The following is a 17,278-nucleotide window of genomic DNA, read 5'->3' on the forward strand; positions in this document are numbered from 1 at the left end:
GCCAAGGTTATATTTGCTTAACCTTTGACCACCTGCGCCTGTGCTCGAAAACGGTCGAATTTACTGGCTGTGAGAGACAATTGCAACAGCGTTTATTGCGCTTTACTGCTTTTGTTGTTTTTCATCAATCACCGGGATCCGCCACATAAAAATCAGTAAACAGGCGAGAATAACCAGCAGCAGGCCGCGTACCCACATCATGTTGACCAGCCACAGTGAAATACTAAACGTCACCAGGATCAACAAAATAGCGCGCGGCTTTGCTCCCGGCGGCATCGCGCGGTGTTTTTGCCAGTGGCGCAGATACCCGCCGAACCACGAACGGTACAGCAACCAGTCGTGAAAACGCGGCGACGAGCGAGCAAAACACCAGGCGGCCAGCAAGATAAACGGCGTCGTCGGCAACAGAGGCAATACAACGCCCAGCGTTCCTAACACTACCGCTATCCAGCCTATGATGATTAGAATAATGCGTTGCATAATATGAATACTTAACACAGAGAATCGCTACTTTATCATAACAGTTCTCATTTTCATCGGAGTGTTGTCGTGAAAACCGTCATGCTGCTTCAGACGCTCGAAAACCAGCTTAACCGCTTACGGCAGCGTTGTGCCCCACTGGCACACCATGCCACGCTTAGCGCCCGCTTTGACAGGCATCTGTTTCACACCCGCAGCACGTTGCTACAGGCCTGTCTGGATGAAGCTGATGATAATCTCACTGCACTACGTCGCGCAGTTGAACAGCAACAACTACCACAAATTACCTGGCTTACGGAACACCTTGCCTCACAGTTAGAGGCGATTTCACGTGAAACCGCCAGTTGGTCGCTCCGGGAGTGGGACAGCGCCTCTCCTGGCCTGGCGCGCTGGCAGCGTAAGCGAGTTCAACATCAGGAGTTTGAGCGCCGCCTGGTTGAAATGACGCGTGAACGTAAAGAACGCCTGGCACAGGTTACGGGCTTTGAAGAACAGCAAAAACTGCATCGCGAAGTAGAGGCATTCGAAGCACGACTGGCACGCTGTCGTCATGCACTGGCAAGAATAGATAACGTGCTGGCGCGTTTAACCCGCTAATCCCCGGAGAATTTATGTCATTAGAGAACGCCCCAGATGAAGTCAAACTGGCCGTCGATTTGATTGTCCTGCTTGAAGAGAATCAGATGGAGCCTGAAACAGTTCTGAAAGCACTGGAGATTGTGAAGCAGGATTACGAGAAGAAACAGCTCTCTTTATCTAAAAAAGAGCGGTAACTGAAAACCTGATGGCGTTGCACTTATCAGGCCTACGAATGAATCGAAGCTCGCAGGCCTGATGATTATTTCTGTTAACCTACCGAAGGCGTCGGATCGTCACCTTTAATGATGTCACGTTTTACCTCGGTCACGGTGTCACCTTTCGCGTTATGCAGGTGAACTTCGAGCTGGTTAAAGGCGATATCAATGTCATTTTCACGGCACAAACGATCGACCGCCCGGTTAAGTTCATCAACCGTGTGGCTACGATCGCGCAATTCACGCACGTATAAACGCAGCTCATGATCCAGCGTACTGGCGCCGAAGGCGGTAAAGAACACTGCAGGCTCCGGATCGTGCATCACTTTCGGGTGTTCTGTCGCCGCCTGCAACAGCACCTTCTTCACTTTGTCCAGATCCGAACCATAGGCCACGCCAATGCGGATCACCAGACGCGTGGTGGTATCGGAGAGCGACCAGTTGATCAAACGCTCCGTCACGAATGCTTTGTTCGGGATGATCACCTCTTTACGATCGAAGTCAGTAATAGTAGTGGCACGGATACGGATCTTGCTGACCGTTCCGGAGAACGTACCGATGGTCACGGTATCGCCGATGCGTACTGGGCGTTCAAACAGAATAATCAGACCGGAAACAAAGTTACCGAAAATCTCCTGCAAGCCGAAACCAAGACCAACCGAGAGAGCAGCGGCCAGCCACTGTAGCTTATCCCACGAGACGCCGAGCGATCCGAAGACCGTCATCGCACCGATGGCGATGATGGCATAATTCAGGATCGTGGTGATCGCATAAGAAGCCCCCTGGCGCATCTTCAGTCGCGAGAGCACCAGCACTTCCAGCAGGCCGGGTAAGTTGCGGATCAGCGCCCACGCGACCATTGACGCAATAATCGCAAACAACAGGCTGCCCATGGTGACGTCTTTCACCACTGCCGCACCCGCTTCGGTGCCGTTGTAATGCCAGAGCGTTATGCTGTCGAGATAGCTGAACACGGTGATCAAATCAGACCAAATGGCCCAGAACAGAACACCAAACAGGGCAACCATCACCAGCATGGTTATACGCAGCGTTTGCTGGTTAACCTGCTCCAGCGCAATAGTCGGTTCTTCCTGCGGCTCTGCGCCTTCGGCCCCTTCTTTCACCAGGTTCTGACGACGCGCTAACGCACGACGCCAGGCGATACGGCGAGCCGCTACGCTCAACCCTCGCAGTACCGTCTGGTACAGCAGATTCCAGAGGATAACCAGATAGACCGTTTCAATCCAGCGGCCCGCCAGGCGCAGCGTGGTGTAGAAATACCCTGTCGCCGTCAGCACCATTAATGCAATCGGAATAATAGACAGCACGGTAATAGTGACCAGACGCAGACCATGCGACTCTTTGTCACGCCAGCTTTCGCGGCACATTGGCCATACCAGGAAGGCGATCAGCAGCAGGTTGAGGAAAATGACCACCTGGCCAAGCACATCGTCCATTAAATTAAGCGGCGACAGCTCAGCAATGACCGACCAGAAGTTAAGCGGCAACAGCGCAAGGCTAATACGCACAATCTGGCGACGCCAGTGGCTGGTCTGCTTCGCTGGCATGCCAAAATGACGTATCGCCACACCATCTTTTTCCAGCACCTTCCAGCACAGACCAAACACCAGCCAGAAGATGGTCATCTTCTTACTGAACGCCCACAGCAGGTCGCTAATATTCAGCTGCATAGTCAGCAGAATCAGACCCACCGCGAGGATAATCAGACACGCCGGCAAGGCTCTGATGAGATCGATAAGAATCGCTTTTGGCGTATTAAGCTGACTGTCATTGCGCAGGTTACCCACCGCGGCGGCTAATGTTGCCTGATAATCCTTCAGCCACTTCAAACGCCAGCGGATTAACCCGGCGATAAGCAGCAGCGGCAGCCCTGCCAGGAACGCAATAAATACGGCGGGCCAGGCTTTTTCCCAGTTCACCGTGATTTTCATCGACTTAAACTGGTCTTTTAGGGTTTGCGGGAAGGCTTTGATCCAGTCCCAGTCCATCGGACGGTTACTGTTAACCCAGAAGATTTGCTGCGTGAGGATCTCTTTCAGGTTTTTCGACACGCTCATTAACTGCTGCTGGTTGATTTGCAGATTAATCGCCATCATCAACTGGTTGCCCAGCTGCTTATTTAGCTGATCCAACAGTTCACGACGCATATCCACAACCTGCAGCAGGGCATCATGGACTTCAGGGTTAACGTCGTTGCTGTGTCCTTCTTCCAGTTTGGCGACAAACGCATCATTCTGGAACAACGTATCGCGCTGCTGGTTAACTTCGAACTGCTCCAGACGCAAATCGGCGATCCGGTTGGTCATATCGGCAAGCTCATCCGCCGACGGCAGCGTTTGTTGTTGCTGATATAAAATGCGCGACAGCAGCAGACTGCCTTTCAGAACGGCGATCTGCTCTTTAATGTTGCGTTCGGATTGCAGCGCGCGGTCAAGCCAGTTTTTGACCTTGATATTTTGCTGCATCAGGCTGTTGCCGTTTTCAGTCGCGGCAATCAGGCGCTGGCTGAGCTGATGGTTAACATCAAGCTCCTGCTTCACTAACGGATTGGACTGAATACGCTCGGCTTCGTCCGGCGTTACCGCTTCCTGTGCCGTCTTTTCGGTTAACGTCAGTCGTTTGCTGTTCACCGCCTCTTGCAGGAGCTGGAGCTGGTGTTCAAGGCGGTTACTGTGCGCCGTCACATAATCGCGTTGTTTTTGCAGGGTATCCTGCAAAACGGTATTCCCTTCGAGGCTCTTACGCTGCTGGTCGATCTGCGCGTTCAGCAATGCTTGCTGCGCCTGCAGCAGCACCTGCTGGCTGGGGCGTAAAGCCGCCTCTCCCACAGTGGTGCCATCGAGTCGATTGCGGATTTGCTGCATCTGTTGCGACGCAGTGTACATCGCATTTTGTACGCGTTCTGGCTGTGTCTGCAGCGATACCAGTTGGCTGTTGTAAGCGGCCAGATCGTTTTGCGAGCTTTGCAGGTCATCCAGGACCTGCGACACGCGCGACTCAAGCTGTCGTAAGGAGAGCGTACTCAGCGTTTTTCGCGTTTCATCGTCATTATCGACATCGCTAAGCGAATTTAGCGCATCCGTCGCCTGACGCATTTTCTCCGGCGCCTGGGCAACTTTTTGCCGAAGCTGTACGGTTTCATCCTTCACACGATCGATTTTATCCAGCGTGGCAATGGTATCGATGAGATCCTGTTGAACCAGCTTATCCTGTGCGGAGAGATCTTTTTGTTTATTCAGCGTGTCTAACTGGCTCTGAATATCCGCTTTCGTCGGCAGTTCACCACTCTGTTGCGCCCGCGCAAATGCAGATGACTGGCAGGATAGCAAAAGAATGAAGAAAAGAATGGTAATAGCAATAAGATGCTGTGAACGTTTATAGAGCTGCAACATAGTCATGAGAATGAAGGTTTCTGAACCGGAAAAGTGACCGAAAATAGTCAAGCGGCAAGAATATCACGGCTGTGACCGGCAGAATAGCAGGAGGCAAAATGACCAGGAGAATTCCTGGTGCGGACCCAGAGAGTTAACAGGTTTCCGTTACGTTAACCCGCAAGGTTGGGCAGAGAAGACACATCTCAAGCAGCACGGCGACGTATTCCCGTGCCTCTTTTTTCAGATCAAAAGATTCAGGGGCAAATAACCAGTTCTCGATAATTCCGGTAACATAACTACGCAGCAGCACCGCCACGCGACGCGTGTTCAGATTTTCCGGCAGCATGTTGGCGTTCATGCAGTGCCGCAATGTTTGTTCGATACGGTCGTAATTTTCAATACACAGACTGCGTTGAGCTAGCTGAACTGAGGCCATTTCCCCGACAAATTCGCATTTGTGGAATATAATTTCCAACAATAAACGTCGGCGTTCTTCTGTCACGGTAGCTTCAAGAACGTAAATTAAAATTTCTCTTAATACTGATAGTGGATCGTCGGGGAATTTTGCCTGATACTCAGTCTCTAACTCATCAATGTTAGGTTTTGCTAGCTCCCAGATTTCACTGAATAAATCCGATTTGTTTTTGAAATGCCAATAGATCGCGCCGCGCGTGACACCAGCGGCTGCTGCGATCTCCGCAAGCGAGGTGGATGATACCCCTTGTTGCGAAAACAAACGCAGAGCGACATCGAGAATGTGCTGTCGAGTTTCCTGTGCTTGTTGTTTGGTTTTTCGTGCCATAGGTCAGTGAATTTACAGGCGTTAGATTTACATACATTTGTGAATGTATGTACCATAGCACGACGATAATATAAACGCAGCAATGGGTTTATGGGCTTTCAGCCATTGATCAATTTGAAATCGGACACTCGAGGTTTACATATGAACAAAAACAGAGGGTTAACGCCTCTGGCAGTCGTTCTGATGCTCTCAGGCAGCTTAGCGCTAACAGGATGTGACGACAAACAGGCCCAACAAGGGGGCCAGCAGATGCCAGAGGTTGGAGTTGTTACGCTCAAAACTGAACCTCTACAGATAACAACCGAACTCCCGGGTCGCACCAGTGCGTATCGCATTGCAGAAGTTCGTCCTCAGGTTAGCGGTATTATCCTGAAGCGTAATTTCACGGAAGGTGGTGACATCGAAGCGGGTGTATCTCTCTATCAGATTGATCCTGCTACTTACCAGGCCGCTTATGAAAGCGCAAAAGGCGATCTGGCAAAAGCACAAGCCGCAGCAAATATCGCTCAACTGACGGTTAAACGTTATCAGAAACTGTTGGGTACTAAGTACATCAGTCAACAGGATTACGATAGTGCACTGGCAGACGCACAGCAGGCGAACGCCTCCGTTGTCGCCGCGAAAGCCGCGGTAGAAACTGCACGCATCAATCTGGCTTATACCAAAGTAACGTCGCCGATCAGCGGCCGCATTGGTAAATCATCCGTTACTGAAGGCGCTCTGGTGCAAAACGGTCAGGCAACCGCACTGGCAACCGTTCAGCAGTTGGATCCCATCTATGTGGACGTGACGCAGTCAAGCAACGATTTCCTGCGCCTGAAACAAGAGTTGGCCAACGGCACGCTGAAGCAGGAAAACGGTAAAGCGAAAGTCGAACTGGTGACCAATGACGGCATTAAATTCCCGCAGTCCGGTACGCTGGAATTTTCTGATGTCACGGTAGATCAAACCACCGGGTCGATTACGTTACGCGCAATCTTCCCTAACCCGGATCACACCTTACTGCCGGGTATGTTCGTCCGTGCTCGTCTGGAAGAAGGGACTAACCCAACTGCATTACTGGTTCCACAGCAAGGCGTTACCCGCACACCGCGTGGCGATGCCAGTGCATTGGTTATCGGTGCAGATAACAAAGTTGAAACCCGTCAAATTGTTGCCGCACAAGCGATTGGCGACAAATGGTTAGTCACTGATGGACTTAAACCGGGCGACCGCGTGATTGTCACTGGGCTGCAAAAAGTACGTCCTGGCGCGCAGGTAAAAGCGCAGGAAATCACCGCTGATAACAACCAGCAAGCTGCAAGCGGTAGCCAGCCTGAACAGTCCAAGTCTTAACTTAAACAGGAGCCGTTAAGACATGCCTAATTTCTTTATCGATCGCCCAATATTTGCGTGGGTGATCGCCATTATCATCATGTTGGCAGGGGGGCTCGCGATCCTCAAATTGCCGGTAGCGCAATATCCGACTATTGCACCGCCAGCAGTGACGATCTCCGCGACCTACCCTGGCGCTGATGCCAAAACAGTACAGGATACTGTTACGCAGGTTATCGAACAGAATATGAACGGTATCGATAACCTGATGTACATGTCCTCAAACAGTGACTCCACGGGTACCGTGCAGATCACGCTTACCTTTCAGTCTGGTACTGATGCGGATATCGCGCAGGTACAGGTGCAGAACAAACTGCAACTGGCAATGCCGCTTCTGCCGCAGGAAGTACAACAACAGGGTGTGAGCGTTGAGAAATCATCCAGTAGCTTCCTGATGGTTGTCGGCGTAATCAACACCAACGGCACCATGACGCAGGAGGATATTTCCGACTACGTGGGCGCCAACATGAAGGACGCCATCAGCCGTACTTCAGGTGTGGGTGATGTTCAGCTGTTCGGTTCCCAGTACGCGATGCGCATCTGGATGGATCCGAACAAACTGAATAACTTCCAGCTGACGCCGGTTGATGTGATCAGCGCCATCAAAGCGCAGAACGCCCAGGTTGCAGCCGGTCAGTTAGGCGGTACGCCGCCGGTGAAAGGCCAGCAACTTAACGCTTCGATCATCGCGCAAACCCGTCTGACCTCCGCCGATGAGTTCAGCAAAATTCTGCTGAAAGTGAATCAGGACGGTTCCCAGGTGCGTCTGCGTGACGTAGCGAAAGTCGAACTGGGTGGCGAGAACTACGACATCATTGCGAAGTTCAACGGTAAACCAGCATCCGGTCTGGGTATCAAGCTGGCGACAGGCGCTAACGCCCTGGACACCGCAAACGCTATCCGCGATGAACTGAAGAAGATGGAACCGTTCTTCCCGTCAGGTCTGAAGATCGTTTACCCGTATGACACCACGCCGTTCGTGAAAATCTCTATTCACGAAGTAGTGAAAACGCTGGCGGAAGCCATCATCCTCGTGTTCCTGGTAATGTATCTGTTCCTGCAGAACTTCCGCGCGACGCTGATTCCGACTATCGCCGTGCCAGTGGTGCTATTGGGTACGTTTGCCGTCCTTGCGATTTTCGGCTTCTCGATAAACACGCTGACGATGTTCGGGATGGTGCTCGCCATCGGCCTGTTGGTGGATGACGCCATCGTTGTGGTCGAGAACGTTGAACGTGTAATGGCTGAGGAAGGGCTACCGCCGAAGGAAGCAACGCGTAAATCGATGGGCCAGATTCAGGGCGCACTGGTTGGTATCGCTATGGTGCTGTCAGCGGTATTTATTCCGATGGCCTTCTTCGGGGGATCTACCGGTGCAATTTACCGTCAGTTCTCCATCACCATTGTTTCGGCGATGGCGTTATCAGTCCTGGTGGCATTGATTCTGACCCCTGCCCTGTGTGCGACCATGCTCAAACCGGTTGCTAAAGGCGATCACGGAGAAGGCAAAAAAGGTTTCTTCGGCTGGTTTAACCGCATGTTCGATAAGAGCACGCACCATTACACCGACAGCGTGGGCGGAATTCTGCGCAGCACCGGTCGTTATCTGGCGCTGTATCTGATCATCGTCGTGGGTATGGCCTATCTGTTCGTTCGTCTGCCAAGCTCGTTCCTGCCAGATGAAGACCAGGGGGTATTCCTGTCAATGGCTCAGCTGCCAGCGGGTGCAACGCAAGAGCGTACCCAGAAGGTGCTGGACGAAATGACGGATTACTATCTGACCAAAGAAAAAGCGAACGTTGAATCGGTGTTTGCCGTTAACGGCTTCGGTTTTGCAGGACGTGGTCAGAACACCGGTATCGCATTCGTGTCTCTGAAAGACTGGAGTGAACGTCCAGGCGAAGAGAACAAGGTTGAGGCAATTACTCAACGTGCGATGGGCGCATTCTCGCAGATTAAAGACGCGATGGTCTTTGCTTTTAACCTGCCAGCGATTGTGGAGTTAGGGACCGCGACCGGTTTCGACTTCCAGCTGATTGACCAGGCAGGTTTAGGTCATGAGAAGCTGACTCAGGCGCGTAACCAGCTGTTTGGTGAAGTTGCGAAACATCCTGATCTGTTAGTCGGCGTACGTCCTAACGGTCTGGAAGATACGCCGCAGTTCAAGATCGATATCGATCAGGAAAAAGCGCAGGCTCTGGGTGTATCCATTAGTGATATTAATACAACGCTGGGTGCAGCATGGGGCGGAAGCTACGTAAATGACTTCATCGACCGTGGTCGTGTGAAGAAAGTTTACATCATGTCTGAAGCGAAATACCGTATGTTGCCGGAAGATATTGGAAACTGGTATGTCCGCGGTAGCGATGGACAGATGGTACCGTTCTCCGCCTTCTCTACCTCACGTTGGGAATATGGTTCACCGCGTCTGGAACGCTATAACGGTCTGCCTTCCATGGAAATCTTAGGCCAGGCCGCACCGGGTAAAAGTACTGGTGAAGCCATGGCAATGATGGAGGAACTGGCCAGCAAACTGCCATCCGGTATCGGCTATGACTGGACCGGTATGTCCTACCAGGAACGACTGTCCGGCAACCAGGCCCCTGCTCTGTATGCCATTTCACTGATTGTCGTATTCCTGTGTCTGGCGGCATTGTACGAGAGCTGGTCAATTCCGTTCTCCGTCATGCTGGTGGTACCGTTAGGTGTTATCGGTGCATTGCTGGCGGCAACGTTCCGCGGCCTGACCAACGACGTTTACTTCCAGGTAGGCCTGCTCACAACCATTGGGTTGTCGGCGAAGAACGCGATACTTATCGTCGAATTCGCCAAAGACTTGATGGATAAAGAGGGTAAAGGTCTGATAGAGGCGACGCTGGATGCGGTCCGCATGCGTTTACGTCCGATCCTGATGACATCGCTGGCCTTTATTCTGGGCGTAATGCCGCTGGTTATCAGCTCCGGCGCAGGCTCCGGCGCGCAGAACGCCGTTGGTACTGGCGTAATGGGCGGGATGGTGACGGCAACCGTGTTGGCTATCTTCTTTGTTCCGGTGTTCTTTGTGGTGGTACGCCGCCGCTTTAGCCGCAAAAGTGAAGATCTTGAGCATAGCCACTCAGTAGACCATCATTGATAGATCTCTAAAGATAAGGCCGCGCAAGCGGCCTTTTTTCTGGAAAAATCATAAAAATCACTTATTGCTATTTCGTTTATTTTCTCCAGGGTAAATAAGCGATATAATCCCTGTAGCCTTAAAGGCTATTCTTAAAAATCATTGAGAGTTCTTATTTACTTTAATAAATATTAAGATTATTCCTGGTAAGCGGTTCACATTGTCGATTGTTACCTTTCGTTGCTAAACCTAATCAAGATAACTCGATGATTGCCCGAAGAATAAAGAAATTGTCCGATTCGGAATAACCGCATTTATCTGTTAAAATGTAAAAATGACCTGACATCATAAGTTTGCATAATTGTAATTTTTCGTGATATGACGATGAAATCTTTTTTAGACTAGATTATAGTTAAATCATCAGGAGTCGCGGGCAAGTTCCAGGTAGTCTGTTGTATCCATCCCGAAGGTGTTCGGTTAGTTTAAGCCACGAAGAAGGGGATGCGTTATGGATGAATACTCACCCAAAAGACATGATATCGCGCAGCTTAAATTTCTCTGCGAAACCCTGTATCATGACTGTCTTGCAAACCTTGAACAAAGTAACCATGGCTGGGTTAATGACCCTACCTCTGCCACCAGCTTGCAGCTCAATGAACTGATAGAGCATATTGCAACCTTCGCACTTAATTATAAAATTAAGTACAATGAGGACAATAAGCTGGTCGCGCAGATAGATGAATACCTGGATGACACTTTTATGTTGTTCAGCAGTTATGGTATTAATACGCAGGATCTGCAGAAATGGCGGAAGTCAGGTAATCGACTGTTTCGCTGTTTTGTCAATGCCACCAGGGCTAATCCTGTTAGTTTGTCTTGTTAAAAATTATTACAATCATAGGTAAGATTTATGTCCGATAAACCATTAACTAAAACTGATTATTTGATGCGCCTGCGACGTTGTCAGACAATTGACACACTTGAGCGCGTTATTGAAAAAAATAAATATGAATTGTCCGACAACGAACTGGCTGTATTTTACTCAGCAGCAGATCACCGCCTTGCTGAATTGACCATGAATAAGCTCTACGACAAGATTCCAACTTCTGTTTGGAAATTCATTCGCTAATTGCTCACGGGTTAAGTCAGGTATAGCGGTACATTTGTCTGGCTGACCATTTTCGTATTTACAATGGTTATTTAAATCAAATCACGTGACTACGATCACAGCGAAGAAGTGGGAACGTTCCCCTTGCTTGCATTGCGTTTTACTGTGTTGAAATGACCTCCAGTACACAGGAAATTCGTAATGAGTAATGAAAAGCAAAAAATGATCGCCGGTGAACTTTATCGCCCGGCGGATGAAACATTGCGCCACGACCGACTACGCGCTCGTCAGTTGACCCATCGCTACAACCTCACCGCTCCCGATGAAAAAAATGCGCGACAAGCTATCCTGCATGAGCTGTTGGGCCAGAGCGAAGGGGCTTATATTGAACCCTCTTTTCGTTGTGATTACGGCTATAACATCTATCTCGGTAAAGAATTTTACGCCAACTTCGACTGCGTTATGCTCGACGTCTGCCCGATCCATATTGGCGACAACTGCATGTTAGCCCCAGGAGTCCATATTTATACCGCCACCCACCCGCTGGATGCCACCGAGCGAAACAGTGGCATGGAGCTCGGCAAACCCGTGACTATTGGCAACAACGTCTGGATAGGTGGACGCGCAGTGATAAACCCTGGCGTAACGTTGGGTGATAACGTGGTTGTGGCCTCAGGCGCGGTGGTCACGAAAAGCGTTCCGGCAAACTGCGTGGTTGGGGGCAATCCCGTCAGGATTATCAAAACGCTGTGATCTTAAATGTAACTGTTATGCTAAATTGTGGTTAATCTGTTACTTTCTTCACAAGGTATCCCCTTTTAAAATAGGGCGATCGCATCTGAATATCGCAGACACTACAAAGGCAAGAGATGACAGAAATACAGCGCCTGCTTACCGAAACCATCGACGACTTAAATATTCGCGAAAAGCGCGACAACAAACCGCGCTTTAGCATCAGCTTTATTCGCAAACATCCCGGCTTGTTCATCGGCATGTATGTTGCGTGGTTTGCCACGCTGGCGGTGATGCTGCAGTCAGAAACGTTAGTCGATTCAGTATGGCTGCTGGTGGTTCTGTTCGTCATACTCAACGCGTTTTTCTTTTTCGACGTTGCGCCGCGATACCGCTTTGAAGATATCGACGTACTGGATTTCAGAGTTTGCTATAACGGGGAATGGTATAACACGCGCTTTGTCCCCCCTTCACTCATCGATACCATCCTGCACTCACCTTCCGTCGATAGCGAACATAAAGCGCAGCTGCAAAAGATGATATCGCGTAAGGGTGAACTCTCGTTTTACGATGTCTTTACGCTAACCCGCCCCCAGACCAGTCAGTAACGACATCTCAACGCAGATAAAAAAAGTGCGTCCCGATGAAGGAAACGCACTTTAATCCCTGAAATGTTGGTAAAGAAACTAACGTCTTTTTTTACGCCCCTGAACAGCTTTAAAGCGCGGATTCGTTTTGCAGATGACGTACAAACGCCCTTTGCGTTTCACTATCTGGCAGTCAGGATGACGCTGTTTTGCACTACGAAGTGAATTGAGTACCTGCATCTTAACCTCGCTTAGTGCCAATAAAATGACCAAAACGTTTCTGGAAACGTGCTGCACTGCCTTCGTTATCAAAGGTTTTTTGTTTCCCGGTATAGTACGGATGCGATTTGGAAGAGATATCCAGGGTCACGTACGGATACATTTTCCCCTCAAACTCAATCTCACGTTCCGTTTTAATGGTCGAGCCGACCTTAAAAAATTCATTGGCACTGGTATCGTGAAACACCACAGTACGGTAAAAAGGATGAATATCCGGCTTCATGGCAACCTCAATTTGCTACGTTATAACATAACAATCAAAATACACCACTCTTGTATAAATCACAACCTGGTTTACGCGATTAAGAGTTAAACGGGATGATAAGTGGCCGTAAATATATGATGCCAATCGAATAGCTTTTTCGGCTTTCGGATATACTTTCCCTACGCTGTGTTAATAAGGATATCACTGTGATAACACGACATCTGATAAGCCTGGTGACTGGGGTGCTGTTTCTTTCCATCCTCGCGCCCGTAGGTTTAAGCCTGTGGCTGGCGCATCGTCAGGTCGAAACGAAATTTATCGATGAACTCGATATGTTCTCAACCCGAGTCGCATTACGTACGGAACGCGTAGGTGAACAGGCCAAAAAAGCGTTGCGCCATATTGAAGCTTTTCAGGGTGAACCTTGTAGTGAAGAGCATCTGCTTGAAATGCGTCGTTTGTCATATAGCTATCGCTATATTCAGGAAGTGCTGTACCTCAAAGATAACGTTCCACAATGCTCATCCCTGGAAAAAAGAAGCCGGGCAGCCGCGTTTCCTCCAGCAATGAAAATCACGCCCGATGGCTACCACGCATGGTTGACCATGCAAAACGATTTGGGCATCAAGCGTTTTATGGCGGCATTAGGTAGCAAGCATTACGTCGTGATGATCGATCCCGGTTCTTTTATTGATGTCATCCCGTTTGGCTCATGGCCGATTGAAGTCGCTATCCTTGGTACCGCGCGTAACACGGTGGTAGCCAGTAGCACCGATCTGCCACCGGATGTTTTACAACATGTGCAACTAGAGCATTCGATTACCCATCTGCAGAAAGACGGCAGTATTTATAACGCCCGCCCCTTCCCCGAACTGGGCATTACGGTTGTAACCTGGGCATCCACTGTACCTTTGCAAAAAAGCTGGCACCGACAAGCGCTCATCTGGCTGCCGGCAGGGATCCTTCTCGGCTTACTCACCGCAGCCTTTATTCTGCGTATTTTGCGCCGTTTACAGTCCCCTCATCACCAGTTGCAGGACGCTATCCAGCATCGGGATATTAAGGTCTACTACCAACCGATTATCTCGCTCAAAACGGGGAAAGTGGTCGGGGCAGAGGCGCTGGCTCGCTGGCCACAGGCCGACGGGAGCTATCTGTCGCCTGAGATTTTCGTCGCACTGGCGCAAGAGACCGGGCTTTCAGAGCCGCTCACCCGTTTGATTATTGAAAGCGTATTTGACGATTTAGGAAAATGGCTGCGTCAATATCCCCACCAGCATATATCCATTAACCTTGAGTCAGCCGATCTGACCTCCGAAACACTTCCTGCTCTGTTAAGCCAGAAGGTGAACCATTGGCAACTTAAGCCTGCACAAATCGCACTGGAACTGACCGAACGCGAATTTGCCGACCCAAAAAACAGCGCGCCGTTTATTGCTAAATACCGACAGGCAGGCCATTCGATCTATATTGATGACTTTGGTACCGGCTATTCAAGTCTTAGCTATTTGCAGGATCTGGATGTGGATATCCTGAAGATCGACAAATCGTTCGTCGATGCGCTGGAGTACAACAACGTCACGCCGCATATCATCGAGATCGCGAAAACGCTGAAGCTGGAGATGGTGGCAGAAGGTATTGAAACCGAGAATCAGGAAGCCTGGCTACGCCAGCACGGCGTGCAGTACGGTCAGGGCTGGCTTTACAGTAAAGCGCTGCCGAAAGCAGAATTTATTCTGTGGGCAGAAAAACGGCTTTAGCATGGCTGTTGATGGTGAGATGGCTGGCGGCACGCCGCACAGCCAGTCACATCACTCTTCCATAATGGGCGCAAATCCACCGTAGATCATTCGCTTGCCATCAAATGGCATAGATTCACCGAATTCCTTCATACGGGGATCGGACATCATCTTCTGATTCGCCGCATCGCGGACCTCTTTGGAAGGGTATTCAATCCAGCTGAATACCACTTCTTCATGATCCTGCGCTTTCACAGCCATGCGAAAATCGGTCAGTTTGCCGTCGGGGACATCATCTGCCCAGCACTCCACCACGCGCAATGCACCGAACTCCTTGAAAAGCGGAGCTGCTTTTGCCGCCATCGCAATGTACGCCTCCTTGTTTTCAGCGGGTACGGCAACCACAAAGCCATCAACATACTTCATGAGAAAAACCTCCGAAGTGTACTGCGCGGCAAGCCGATTCCGGCCGCGTCAGTCGAGGTTAAGTTTAGTCGCCAGCAGGCGATCGTGCCCCAGGCGCATTCCTGATACGAATACGCGCCTGCGGCTGATGGCAAAACCATGGCAGGCAAATTTGAATCAGCGGCCCAATAGCCAGTGCATACAGCACCGTTCCAAACCCAACGGTTCCCCCCAACAGCCAACCAATAAGCAACACGGACACTTCGATTGCGGTTCGAATTCGTCGTACTGGCCAGCCGGTACGCGCGTGAATTCCAGTCATCAGACCGTCACGCGGGCCCGCGCCAAAACCGGCACCAATGTACAGAGCGGTTGCTAACGCATTCAGTATCACCGCTGACACCAGCAGCCCGCTGCGCGCCAGCAGGGATTCAAATCCCGGAATCACCAGCAGCGCGACATCTGCCGCCAGCCCAATCATAATCACGTTGCTTAACGTGCCAAACCCTGGGCGCTGGCGTAGCGGTATCCACGCCAGAAGCACCAACACACCCACGGCAATAATCACCACGCCGATATTCATCGACAGTAAATTTGCCACCCCCAGGTGAAACACGTTCCACGGATCGGCCCCTAAATCGGCACGGACAAACATCGCCGTCGACACACCGTACAGCGTCAGCCCGATAAACAGCTGAAGTAAACGACGCAGCATGTTCTTCCCCTCTTACTCTCAGATAACTTTCATCTTCACCGCAATTGGCACTATGATTAATGTCCAGTTTTCAAAAAGTGGACTGCTATGTCATCTCGCCGTTACGGAAGCCAGTCTTTGCAACGCCTGCTCGGACACTGGCAGGAAAGTCCCTCGCGAACGCCCATCTGGCGACAGTTGGCAGAAGCGTTACGTTTGCTGATCCTCGATGGGCGACTGGCGCTGGATAGCCGCTTGCCCGGTGAACGCGAACTCGCTGCCGTTCTGCAAGTCAGCCGAACCACCGTCGCCAGCGCCATGGCGCAACTGCGTGAGGAGGGATATCTGGAAAGCCGACATGGTAGCGGTTCACGGGTGATCCTGCCGGAACACATTCGCCATGTGCCAACGCGGACCAGCACTGGCACAGCGCTTGATTTGTCCACGGCAGCGCTGAGTGCCGGTCCTGAAATTCATCAGGCTTACCAGCAGGCACTGTTCGCAATGCCGCAGCATCTGCTGAGCTCCGGGTATCTACCGCAGGGACTGTCGGTTTTGCGTGAATCCATCGCCCGGCATTATTGCGAACGCGGACTCCCGACGCAGCCCGACGAAATAATGGTCGTGAACGGCGCGGTCAGCGGTCTGGCGTTGATCCTGCGTTTACTCACCGGCCCCGGCGATCGCGTAGTGGTAGATCACCCCACTTATCCGCTGGCCATTGCAGCAATACAAGGGGCGTCATGTCGCCCCGTCGGCGTGTCGCTGCCCGAGCACGGTTGGGATACGGCGGGTCTGGTCGCCACCATCGCGCAAACTGCACCGAGAATGGCCTATCTGATGCCGGATTTTCACAACCCGACCGGGCGCTGTATGGACACCGCTACTCGCCAGGTCGTGGCGGATATTGCTGAAAGAACCCACACGACGTTGGTGGTCGATGAGACCATGGTGAACCTGTGGTATGACGCCCCACCGCCACCGCCGCTTGCCGCATTCAATCGCGATGCCCCAATCATCCTGCTCGGTTCAGCAGGGAAAAGCTTTTGGGGCGGATTACGTCTGGGCTGGATTCGGGCGTCGGCGCGTACCATTGCCGCGCTGGTCCAAACCCGCGACACCTTCGATTTGGGCTCCCCGGTGCTTGAACAACTCGCCACCAGTTGGCTGCTGGATAACGCCGAGGACTTTCTTCCTGACAGAAGACGCCGGCTCACATCACAGCGAGACCTGTGCTCGCGCCTGATGAACTCACATTTTCCGGAATGGCAATTTACCCAGCCACAAGGAGGACTCTCTTTCTGGGTTGAACTGCCTGATACGCTGGCGACGCTCTTTGCCACGCGCGCCGAAAGCGCAGGCATTCAGTTGGGAACCGGTACGCGGTTCGGCCTTGATGGCGCATTCGACCGATTTTTGCGTATGCCCTTCACGTTGCCGGATGACACAGCGTGTGCCGCCTTCAGAGTGTTGCAACCCATTTGGGATAGCCTGCGTTTGCAGGCCAGCGGCGGGAAAATGCGTAAAATAATCTAAACGACGAGTTAAAGGACTCGCTCTTGAATGCCGTGA

Annotated in this window: 17 protein-coding genes; 10 read left to right on the forward strand and 7 right to left on the reverse strand. The window is 51.2% G+C overall.

The features are described 5' to 3' along the window. Positions 1-102: 102 nt before the first annotated feature. Positions 103-480, reverse strand: a complete 378-nt coding sequence (locus ABIE10_RS08905) for a DUF454 family protein (protein ID WP_029139439.1) — start codon at positions 478-480, stop codon at positions 103-105. Positions 481-549: 69 nt separating this feature from the next. Between ABIE10_RS08905 and priC the strand changes: the two genes are divergently transcribed. Beyond that, positions 550-1,077, forward strand: a complete 528-nt coding sequence (priC, locus tag ABIE10_RS08910) for a primosomal replication protein N'' (RefSeq protein WP_016152078.1) — start codon at positions 550-552, stop codon at positions 1,075-1,077. Positions 1,078-1,091: 14 nt separating this feature from the next. After that, positions 1,092-1,253: a pleiotropic regulatory protein RsmS gene (gene rsmS, locus ABIE10_RS08915; protein ID WP_103765961.1), complete on the forward strand. Its 162-nt coding sequence runs from the start codon at positions 1,092-1,094 to the stop codon at positions 1,251-1,253. 74 nt (positions 1,254-1,327) lie between these two features. On the opposite strand, the gene mscK is transcribed toward rsmS, so the two are convergent. Beyond that, positions 1,328-4,693: a mechanosensitive channel MscK gene (gene mscK / locus ABIE10_RS08920; RefSeq protein ID WP_047501900.1), complete on the reverse strand. Its 3,366-nt coding sequence runs from the start codon at positions 4,691-4,693 to the stop codon at positions 1,328-1,330. A 127-nt stretch (positions 4,694-4,820) separates the two neighbouring features. Continuing rightward, positions 4,821-5,471 (reverse strand): multidrug efflux transporter transcriptional repressor AcrR, encoded by a 651-nt coding sequence (acrR, locus tag ABIE10_RS08925; RefSeq protein WP_047416857.1) that lies wholly within the window; start codon positions 5,469-5,471, stop codon positions 4,821-4,823. Between the two features lie 141 nt (positions 5,472-5,612). Between acrR and acrA the strand changes: the two genes are divergently transcribed. The 6 genes from acrA to ABIE10_RS08955 all read left to right on the forward strand — a co-directional run bounded on the left by acrA (position 5,613) and on the right by ABIE10_RS08955 (position 12,405). Further along, complete coding sequence (gene acrA / locus ABIE10_RS08930) at positions 5,613-6,806, forward strand: multidrug efflux RND transporter periplasmic adaptor subunit AcrA (protein ID WP_016152074.1); 1,194 nt, start codon at positions 5,613-5,615, stop codon at positions 6,804-6,806. A gap of 22 nt (positions 6,807-6,828) precedes the next feature. Continuing rightward, positions 6,829-9,978 carry an efflux RND transporter permease AcrB gene (acrB, locus tag ABIE10_RS08935; RefSeq protein ID WP_016152073.1) on the forward strand — a complete coding sequence of 1,050 codons (3,150 nt, stop codon included), beginning with the start codon at positions 6,829-6,831 and terminating at the stop codon, positions 9,976-9,978. A 487-nt stretch (positions 9,979-10,465) separates the two neighbouring features. Next, on the forward strand, positions 10,466-10,840 hold the full coding sequence (tomB, locus tag ABIE10_RS08940) for an Hha toxicity modulator TomB (protein WP_019076175.1): 375 nt from the start codon (positions 10,466-10,468) through the stop codon (positions 10,838-10,840). Positions 10,841-10,867: 27 nt separating this feature from the next. Continuing rightward, a complete protein-coding gene (locus ABIE10_RS08945) occupies positions 10,868-11,086 on the forward strand; it encodes an HHA domain-containing protein (protein ID WP_002892050.1) in 219 nt (72 codons plus the stop codon). 180 nt (positions 11,087-11,266) lie between these two features. After that, a complete protein-coding gene (maa, locus tag ABIE10_RS08950) occupies positions 11,267-11,818 on the forward strand; it encodes a maltose O-acetyltransferase (RefSeq protein ID WP_429155340.1) in 552 nt (183 codons plus the stop codon). Positions 11,819-11,934: 116 nt separating this feature from the next. After that, positions 11,935-12,405: a YlaC family protein gene (locus ABIE10_RS08955; RefSeq protein ID WP_016152071.1), complete on the forward strand. Its 471-nt coding sequence runs from the start codon at positions 11,935-11,937 to the stop codon at positions 12,403-12,405. 78 nt (positions 12,406-12,483) lie between these two features. Here the strand turns inward: ABIE10_RS08955 and ykgO are convergent, their stop codons facing one another. Together ykgO and ABIE10_RS08965 are read right to left on the reverse strand one after the other, a co-directional pair. After that, the gene (gene ykgO, locus ABIE10_RS08960) at positions 12,484-12,624 is read right to left on the reverse strand and encodes a type B 50S ribosomal protein L36 (protein ID WP_005125190.1); all 141 of its coding nucleotides are present in this window, start codon (positions 12,622-12,624) and stop codon (positions 12,484-12,486) included. Between the two features lies 1 nt (position 12,625). Beyond that, on the reverse strand, positions 12,626-12,886 hold the full coding sequence (locus ABIE10_RS08965) for a type B 50S ribosomal protein L31 (protein ID WP_016152070.1): 261 nt from the start codon (positions 12,884-12,886) through the stop codon (positions 12,626-12,628). Positions 12,887-13,074: 188 nt separating this feature from the next. Between ABIE10_RS08965 and ABIE10_RS08970 the strand changes: the two genes are divergently transcribed. Continuing rightward, positions 13,075-14,628, forward strand: a complete 1,554-nt coding sequence (locus ABIE10_RS08970) for an EAL domain-containing protein (protein ID WP_047501906.1) — start codon at positions 13,075-13,077, stop codon at positions 14,626-14,628. 51 nt (positions 14,629-14,679) lie between these two features. Here the strand turns inward: ABIE10_RS08970 and ABIE10_RS08975 are convergent, their stop codons facing one another. Further along, entirely contained in the window at positions 14,680-15,033 is a 354-nt protein-coding gene (locus tag ABIE10_RS08975; RefSeq protein WP_003831033.1) for a DUF1428 domain-containing protein, read from the reverse strand. Positions 15,034-15,097: 64 nt separating this feature from the next. Continuing rightward, on the reverse strand, positions 15,098-15,727 hold the full coding sequence (locus tag ABIE10_RS08980) for a YczE/YyaS/YitT family protein (protein WP_016155872.1): 630 nt from the start codon (positions 15,725-15,727) through the stop codon (positions 15,098-15,100). Between the two features lie 87 nt (positions 15,728-15,814). Here ABIE10_RS08980 and ABIE10_RS08985 point away from each other — a divergent pair, with 87 nt between their 5' ends. Beyond that, on the forward strand, positions 15,815-17,242 hold the full coding sequence (locus ABIE10_RS08985; protein WP_047501908.1) for a PLP-dependent aminotransferase family protein: 1,428 nt from the start codon (positions 15,815-15,817) through the stop codon (positions 17,240-17,242). Positions 17,243-17,278: the final 36 nt, after the last annotated feature.

Source organism: Citrobacter sp. 506 (genome assembly GCF_050434985.1).
In the GTDB taxonomy this organism is placed as follows: Bacteria; Pseudomonadota; Gammaproteobacteria; order Enterobacterales; family Enterobacteriaceae; genus Citrobacter; species Citrobacter braakii.

Coding starts and splice junctions, on each gene's coding strand:
- acrR (WP_047416857.1), bottom strand. CDS start 5,471: ATGGCACGAAAAACCAAACAACAAGCACAGGAAACTCGACAGCACATT.
- rsmS (WP_103765961.1), top strand. CDS start 1,092: ATGTCATTAGAGAACGCCCCAGATGAAGTCAAACTGGCCGTCGATTTG.
- ABIE10_RS08955 (WP_016152071.1), top strand. CDS start 11,935: ATGACAGAAATACAGCGCCTGCTTACCGAAACCATCGACGACTTAAAT.
- ABIE10_RS08980 (WP_016155872.1), bottom strand. CDS start 15,727: ATGCTGCGTCGTTTACTTCAGCTGTTTATCGGGCTGACGCTGTACGGT.
- mscK (WP_047501900.1), bottom strand. CDS start 4,693: ATGACTATGTTGCAGCTCTATAAACGTTCACAGCATCTTATTGCTATT.
- acrA (WP_016152074.1), top strand. CDS start 5,613: ATGAACAAAAACAGAGGGTTAACGCCTCTGGCAGTCGTTCTGATGCTC.
- ABIE10_RS08985 (WP_047501908.1), top strand. CDS start 15,815: ATGTCATCTCGCCGTTACGGAAGCCAGTCTTTGCAACGCCTGCTCGGA.
- ykgO (WP_005125190.1), bottom strand. CDS start 12,624: ATGCAGGTACTCAATTCACTTCGTAGTGCAAAACAGCGTCATCCTGAC.
- acrB (WP_016152073.1), top strand. CDS start 6,829: ATGCCTAATTTCTTTATCGATCGCCCAATATTTGCGTGGGTGATCGCC.
- ABIE10_RS08965 (WP_016152070.1), bottom strand. CDS start 12,886: ATGAAGCCGGATATTCATCCTTTTTACCGTACTGTGGTGTTTCACGAT.
- ABIE10_RS08975 (WP_003831033.1), bottom strand. CDS start 15,033: ATGAAGTATGTTGATGGCTTTGTGGTTGCCGTACCCGCTGAAAACAAG.
- maa (WP_429155340.1), top strand. CDS start 11,267: ATGAGTAATGAAAAGCAAAAAATGATCGCCGGTGAACTTTATCGCCCG.
- tomB (WP_019076175.1), top strand. CDS start 10,466: ATGGATGAATACTCACCCAAAAGACATGATATCGCGCAGCTTAAATTT.
- ABIE10_RS08945 (WP_002892050.1), top strand. CDS start 10,868: ATGTCCGATAAACCATTAACTAAAACTGATTATTTGATGCGCCTGCGA.
- ABIE10_RS08905 (WP_029139439.1), bottom strand. CDS start 480: ATGCAACGCATTATTCTAATCATCATAGGCTGGATAGCGGTAGTGTTA.